This window comes from Kitasatospora sp. NPDC091335 (genome assembly GCF_044757205.1).
Taxonomy (GTDB): Bacteria; Actinomycetota; Actinomycetes; order Streptomycetales; family Streptomycetaceae; genus Kitasatospora.
On record NZ_JBIVUM010000010.1, the window covers coordinates 160,941 to 167,014 of the forward strand.

The following is a 6,074-nucleotide window of genomic DNA, read 5'->3' on the forward strand; positions in this document are numbered from 1 at the left end:
CGTGCGATTCCCCGAGCGCACACTGAGCGAAAGGCCATGGCGCTTATGAACACCACGGTCAGCTGCGAGCTGCACCTGCGCCTCATCGTGTCCAGCGAGTCCTCACTGCCTGTCCCCGCAGGCCTGCGCTACGACACCGCCGACCCCTACGCCGTGCACGCCACGTTCCACACGGGCGCCGACGAGACCGTGGAGTGGGTGTTCGCCCGAGATCTCCTCGCGGAGGGGCTGCACCGACCCACCGGTACCGGCGACGTCCGGGTGTGGCCGTCGCGCAGCCACGGGCAAGGGGTGGTCTGCATCGCGCTGAGCTCTCCGGAAGGAGAAGCCCTGCTGGAGGCCCCGGCCCGGGCGCTTGAGTCGTTCCTCAAGCGGACGGACGCCGCGGTGCCCCCCGGCACCGAACACCGTCACTTCGACCTCGACCGGGAGCTGTCCCACATCCTCGCCGAAAGCTGACCCCGACCGGGAGGAGGTCACGCCCCGCCGTCGGCGGGGCCGTAACTCCTGCCGTCATCGCAGCCGTCCTACTCGGGGGCACGGCAGCGGACTCAGCCGCGCACCACGCGGCCTCGGGGCCGGCGGGCGGACCGCTCCCACCGGAACGGGTCCACAGCACCACAGGCGCCCGGCGCCGAGGCCGGTCATCCGAACGGGTGACCGGCCTCGGCGCCGGGCGCCGACGGCTTCCGGCGGCCGCACCCGCCTCGGCCCCAGCCGGTTCGGAGGCCGGTGCGCCGGGGGCGGTGCCCGGTTTGGGAGGCCTTGCCGGACTGCGCACACGTATTCGAAAGAAGGCACCGCCCTACCGGCACCAGGCCCGGTATGGTCTGGGGTGACCGTGGACGCGGGGCACCGGAGTCCCCCTGCGCGAGGAGCCCCCACCGTGCTGATCACCCATGACACCGAGTGCGCGCTGAGCATCCTCGTGGAACTGCTCAACACCGCGCCCGACGTCTGCGGCGCCGAGCGGCTGCCGGACGTCGCCGCGCTCGACGCCTTCGTGGTCCGCCAGGAGATCAGCGAGATCGACTCGCTGACCGAGGACGACCTGCGCCGGGTGCACGACCTGCGCACCCGGCTGCGCGAGGTGTTCGGGACGGAGTCCACCGCGGAGGCCGCCGAGCTGGTCAACTCGATCGTCGCGGCCGCCGGGACGACGCCCCGGCTGACCGACCACGACGGCCACGACTGGCACATCCACTACTTCGCGCCGCACGCCGCGCTCGACGACCACCTGGCGGCCGAGCTGGGCATGGCGCTGGCCCTGATCCTGATGGCGGGCGAGCGGGAGCGGCTGCGCCGGTGCGAGGCACCGGACTGCGCGCGGGTCTTCGTGGACCTCTCCCGGAACCGGTCCCGGCGCTACTGCGACAGCCGCACCTGCGGCAACCGGCTGCACGTCGCCGCCTACCGGGCGCGCCAGCGGTCGGCGGAGGCCGTCCCCTCCGCCTGACCCGCCGGGTCGATCCGCCGGACCGCCGGCTCAGATGCCGCGCTTGCGGAGGATCTCCTCGACATCGGCGAAGTCACCGAGGGCGTCCTCCCGCTTGCCCCCGGCCGGCTTCTTCGGGGCGGCCTTGGGCGTCGGCGTCACCGCCGGACGCTCGGGCGCCGCGGCCGCGGCCGCCGGGCGCTCCTGAGCGCCCTCCACCGGGGTGCCGCGACGACTCACCCAGCGGGTGGTGACCAGCAGGACCGCCGAGACGCCCAGCAGCGCGATACCGGTCCACACCCGGGGGTCGAGGACCAGCTTGGTCGCCCAGTCCGCGAACTCCCGTGCGATCGTGCTCGCCAGCGGGAAGAGTCCGGTCAGGTAGATCCCGGCGGGCAGCAGGGCCACCGCGAACCAGCGGGTCGCCGACAGGAAGCGCCGCCGGTAGGCCCGCAGCCCCGCGAAGGCCACCCCGCCCGCCGTGAGGATGAAGCTGATCGCCGCGCTCAGCACGGGGCCGCTCCTTCGTGTCCGGTCGTTCTCGTCATCGGTCTCTTCCTCTCGGTCCGCCCTCGGGCGCACCTCCGGCCGGAGCGGGCGCCCACTAGTGGAACACTGGGGGAATGATCGATGGTTCCCTCCCCCGCCTCGAGTTCTGGTGCGACCTCCAGTGCCCGGACTGCCACGCCGCGCTGGACGACGTACGGGCGCTGCGCGCGCGGTACGGCGACGCGCTGTCCGTGGAGCTGCGGCACTTCCCGCTGGAGAAGCACAAGCACGCCTACGCCGCCGCGGAAGCGGCCGAGGAGGCGTTCGCGCAGGGGCTGGGCTGGCCGTTCGTGGAGGCGCTGCTGGCCCGCACCGAGGAGCTGGGCACCCGCGGACAGCAGGTGCTGCTGGACGTGGCCGGGGAGGTCGGGGCCGACGTCGACGAGGTGGACACCGCGCTGATCGACGGCCGGCACATGCTGACCGTCGACGCCGACCAGGCCGAGGGCAAGGCGATCGGCGTCACGGGCACGCCGACGTACGTGATCGGCGGCAGGCGCCTCGACGGTGGCCGGAGCCAGGACGGGCTGCGCGCGGAGATCACGGCCGCCATCGAGGCGGCGAAGGGTTCCTGACGACACGTCGGATCACAGCGGCTTGCCGTAGCGGCGCTCGGTGACCTCGTAGCCCAGCGAGGCGTAGAGCCGGGCGGCGACCTCGTTGCGGGCGAAGACGTTGAGGCCGAGGTTACGGACCCCGGCGGCCAGGCACTCGCGTTCGGCGACCAGCATCAGCGTGCGTCCGTGTCCCCGGCCCCGGTGGGCCGGGGACACCTCGACGCCGCACACCCAGGCGAGCGGTTCGCCGTCCGGCAGGTCGTACAGGCGCAGCTGCACCCAGACCGATCCGTACGGGCCTTCGCCCTCGGCGCCGTACAGCCTGCGTATGACCACACCGGGGGTCTCGGCGCCCTGCGGGACCGAGGCCGGCCGGCCGCCGCCGGCCCTGGCGCGGGCCTGCTCCTCGGTGAGCCCGGACTCGACCAGCGAGCGGCGGTAGTCCTCCGTGGAACGGGCGAGCCAGCCGTCGAAGTCCGCCGGGTCGAACGGGCGCACGCTCACCCCGGCGGGCAGGTCCGCGACGGCGGCCAGCCGCTTGGACATCAGCAGGGCCCGCTCGGTGTAGCCGAGGGCGACGGCGAGCCCGCGGGCCGTCCCGGCCCGTTCGGGGACGCCGACGTCGACCCGGGCGCAGCCCCAGTCGCGCAGCACCTCCTCGGCAGCCAGCCCGCCGAACGTGCCCCGGCCCCGCCCTCGCCCCTCGGTGATCTCCAACTCGGATATCTCGCCCCAGAGTTGGTCGGCCTGCGGTTCGGCAGTGGTGCGCAGCGCGCCCACCTGGCGGCCGTTCGAGAGGATCAGCCAGCGTCTGGTGCGGCCGCCGGCCGCGGTGGGTGTCTCCGGGCCCTCGGGGCGCAGCGTGGTGGTCATGTGGTGCTCCCTTCCCTGCCGCTCGGAGGGTTATCCACGTGGCCGGCGCGCTCTCTCCCGGCCGGGGCCCGCCCGGAGGGGGATCAGGGGTCGAGGTCGTCGCCGCCGCGCTCGGCGAAGACGGCCATGGCCTTGGCGGTGACCGGGCCGGTGCCGGGCAGTTCGCGGTCGTCGACGCGGGTGACGGCCTGGACGTCGCGGGTGGTGGAGGTCAGGAAGACCTCCTCGGCGCTCCGGAGCACGTCGAGCGGGAGGTCGGCCTCCTCGGCGCCGCACCAGTCGACGACGAGCCGCCGGGTGATGCCGGCCAGGCAGCCGGAGGCGAGGGTGGGGGTGAGCAGGCGTCCGCCGACGACCACGAAGACGTTGGAACCGGTGCCCTCGCAGAGCAGGCCGGCGGTGTTGGCGAACAGGGCCTCGGAGGCGCCGGCCCGGTGGGCGGCGGCCAGGGCGACGACGTTCTCGGCGTACGAGGTGGTCTTGAGGCCCGCGACGGCGCTGTGCTCGTTGCGGCGCCAGGGGACGACGGCGACGGCGGTCTCGTCGGGGCGGCGGCCGATCGCGCCGAAGGCGACGACCAGGGTGGGGCCGGCGGTGCCGCGCTCGGAGCCCAGCGGGCTGTCGCCGCCGGTGTAGGTGACGCGCAGCCGGCCGAGCGGCGCGGGGTTGGCCGCGAGGACCCGGGCGCAGGCCTCGCGGACCAGGTCGTGGTCGGGGTCGGCCAGGCCGAGGCCGCGGGCGGAGCGGGTGAGCCGGTCGAGGTGGCGGGTGACCGCGAAGGCCCGGCCGTCGACCGTCTTCAGGGTCTCGAAGACGCCGTCGCCGGTGGTGAGGCCGTGGTCGAGGACGGAGACGGCCGCATCGGCCGAGTCGACGAGGGCGCCGTTGACCCAGCTCGTGCTGCTGGTGTGCATCGAGTACTGCTCCTAGGCGGTGGGGCTCAGGCCCCGGTCGGGTCGAAATCGCTGCCGGGTTCGCTGCCGGTTTCGCTGCCCGACGCTATCGCGACCAGGCGGGCCGCCTTCAGCTCGGTCTCGGCCCACTCCCGCTCGGGGTCGGAGCCCCAGGTGATGCCGGCGCCGGTGCCGAAGCGCAGGACCGGAGCGCCGAGGTCCTCCCGGTCGATCCAGAACGTGCGGATGCCGACGGCGAGTTCGGCCTCGCCGCGGTCGGCGTCGACCCAGCCGACGGCTCCGCAGTACGGGCCGCGCGGGGCGGTCTCCAGGGCTTCGATGATCCGCAGGGCGCTGGACTTGGGGGCGCCGGTGACGGAGCCGGGCGGGAAGGTGGCGGCGAGGAGTTCGGGCCAGCCGGCGCCCTCGCGCAGGGTGCCCTCGACGGTGGAGACCAGGTGGACCAGGCCGGGGTGCTTCTCGACGGCGCAGAGGTCGGGGACGGTGACGCTGCCGGTCCCGCAGACCCGGCCGAGGTCGTTGCGGACCAGGTCGACGATCATCACGTTCTCGGCGTGGTCCTTGTCGAGGAGGTCGTCCTCGGTGCGGCCGGTGCCCTTGATCGGTCCCGAGGAGACGGTGCGGCCGGCGCGGCGCAGGTAGAGCTCGGGCGAGGCGGTGGCGATCTCGACGCCGTGCCCGGGCAGCCGGATGGTGCCGGCGTAGGGGGCGGGGTTGCCGCGGGCGAGCATGCCGGTGAGGGCGTCGATGTCACTGCGGTCCGGGTCGGGCAGCGGCGCGGACAGCACCCGGCAGAGGTTGGCCTGGTAGACCTCGCCGGCGGCTATGTGCTCGCGGATGCGGCGTACGCCCGCGGTGTAGGCGGCACGGTCGAGGGAGCTGTGCCAGCTGCCGGCGTCCGGCCCGCGCCAGCCGGCGCCGGAGGGCGGGGCGGGGGCCGGGCGGACCTCGTCGAAGCGGGCGCAGGTGAGGCGGCCCTCGAAGTCGTGGGCGACGGCCCAGTGGCCGGCGGAGTCCAGGGCGGCCGGGTCCGAGGTGACGTCACGCAGTCCGGTGGCCAGGCGGCCGCCGAAGCGGGCGAGCGGGGTGCGGGGGTCGGGGTGGCCGGACACGGTTCTCCTGCTCGGTGGCGCTGGGGCGGTGCCTGAAGTGTAGGTCGGGGGGCGTGGGTCGGGGTCGGCTCACGCCCCCGCGCGCGAGCAGCTGTGTGCGTCGCGCGGGTGTGCGCCGGGTGACCTGCGGATGATCGTCCGGGAGCGCCGCAGGTGGTGGCGGGTGACCCGGGAGGGCTGACGGGACGGCACTCACCGGCCATTCCCTCGGCATGCTGCGGGAACGGATTTTTAGCTGGCCCGGGAATCCGCTAGAGTTCAACACGTCGCCAGGGAGCGCAGCCGCAGAAAAGCGGTGAAGGTCCCCGGGAGACAGGCGGACGTGGCTCAGTTGGTAGAGCATCACCTTGCCAAGGTGATGGTCGCGAGTTCGAATCTCGTCGTCCGCTCGGTGGAGAACAGTGTAAGATCGTTCTTCATGTGTTGCCTGGTGGAGTGGCCGAGAGGCGAGGCAACGGCCTGCAAAGCCGTGTACACGGGTTCAAATCCCGTCTCCACCTCCAAGAGGTTCCCCCGGTTCGCCCGGGAGGCCTCCCCGCGCGATTAGCTCAGCGGGAGAGCACTACCTTGACACGGTAGGGGTCACTGGTTCAATCCCAGTATCGCGCACGTCAGGCCCTTCGAGGCCTGCTGC

7 protein-coding genes and 3 tRNA genes are annotated in these 6,074 nt (G+C 73.7%); 6 read left to right on the top strand and 4 right to left on the bottom strand.

Annotation, left to right across the window (positions count from 1 at the left end; translation table 11 throughout):
- Window positions 1–45 precede the first annotated feature (45 nt).
- Entirely contained in the window at window positions 46–459 is a 414-nt protein-coding gene (locus tag ACIQOW_RS22205) for an SsgA family sporulation/cell division regulator (protein WP_030056266.1), read from the top strand.
- 427 nt (window positions 460–886) lie between these two features.
- Window positions 887–1,456 (top strand): CGNR zinc finger domain-containing protein, encoded by a 570-nt coding sequence (locus ACIQOW_RS22210; protein WP_188301499.1) that lies wholly within the window; start codon window positions 887–889, stop codon window positions 1,454–1,456.
- A gap of 30 nt (window positions 1,457–1,486) precedes the next feature.
- On the opposite strand, the gene ACIQOW_RS22215 is transcribed toward ACIQOW_RS22210, so the two are convergent.
- Window positions 1,487–1,948 carry a hypothetical protein gene (locus tag ACIQOW_RS22215; RefSeq protein WP_401087528.1) on the bottom strand — a complete coding sequence of 154 codons (462 nt, stop codon included), beginning with the start codon at window positions 1,946–1,948 and terminating at the stop codon, window positions 1,487–1,489.
- Between the two features lie 110 nt (window positions 1,949–2,058).
- On the opposite strand from ACIQOW_RS22215, the gene ACIQOW_RS22220 reads away from it, so the two are divergent.
- The gene (locus ACIQOW_RS22220; protein ID WP_401087530.1) at window positions 2,059–2,559 is read left to right on the top strand and encodes a DsbA family protein; all 501 of its coding nucleotides are present in this window, start codon (window positions 2,059–2,061) and stop codon (window positions 2,557–2,559) included.
- Between the two features lie 12 nt (window positions 2,560–2,571).
- Here ACIQOW_RS22220 and ACIQOW_RS22225 read toward each other — a convergent pair whose 3' ends face one another.
- From ACIQOW_RS22225 to ACIQOW_RS22235, 3 genes are all read right to left on the bottom strand, one after another.
- Window positions 2,572–3,414: a GNAT family N-acetyltransferase gene (locus tag ACIQOW_RS22225; RefSeq protein ID WP_401087532.1), complete on the bottom strand. Its 843-nt coding sequence runs from the start codon at window positions 3,412–3,414 to the stop codon at window positions 2,572–2,574.
- 83 nt (window positions 3,415–3,497) lie between these two features.
- Window positions 3,498–4,328, bottom strand: a complete 831-nt coding sequence (locus tag ACIQOW_RS22230) for an aminotransferase class IV (protein ID WP_401087533.1) — start codon at window positions 4,326–4,328, stop codon at window positions 3,498–3,500.
- Window positions 4,329–4,354: 26 nt separating this feature from the next.
- Window positions 4,355–5,440 (bottom strand): chorismate-binding protein, encoded by a 1,086-nt coding sequence (locus ACIQOW_RS22235; protein ID WP_401087535.1) that lies wholly within the window; start codon window positions 5,438–5,440, stop codon window positions 4,355–4,357.
- Window positions 5,441–5,756: 316 nt separating this feature from the next.
- Here ACIQOW_RS22235 and ACIQOW_RS22240 point away from each other — a divergent pair.
- The 3 genes from ACIQOW_RS22240 to ACIQOW_RS22250 all read left to right on the top strand — a co-directional run bounded on the left by ACIQOW_RS22240 (window position 5,757) and on the right by ACIQOW_RS22250 (window position 6,049).
- Window positions 5,757–5,829 (top strand) — tRNA-Gly (locus ACIQOW_RS22240).
- A 40-nt stretch (window positions 5,830–5,869) separates the two neighbouring features.
- Window positions 5,870–5,943, top strand: a tRNA-Cys gene (locus tag ACIQOW_RS22245).
- 34 nt (window positions 5,944–5,977) lie between these two features.
- A tRNA-Val gene (locus ACIQOW_RS22250) sits at window positions 5,978–6,049 on the top strand.
- Window positions 6,050–6,074 lie beyond the last annotated feature (25 nt).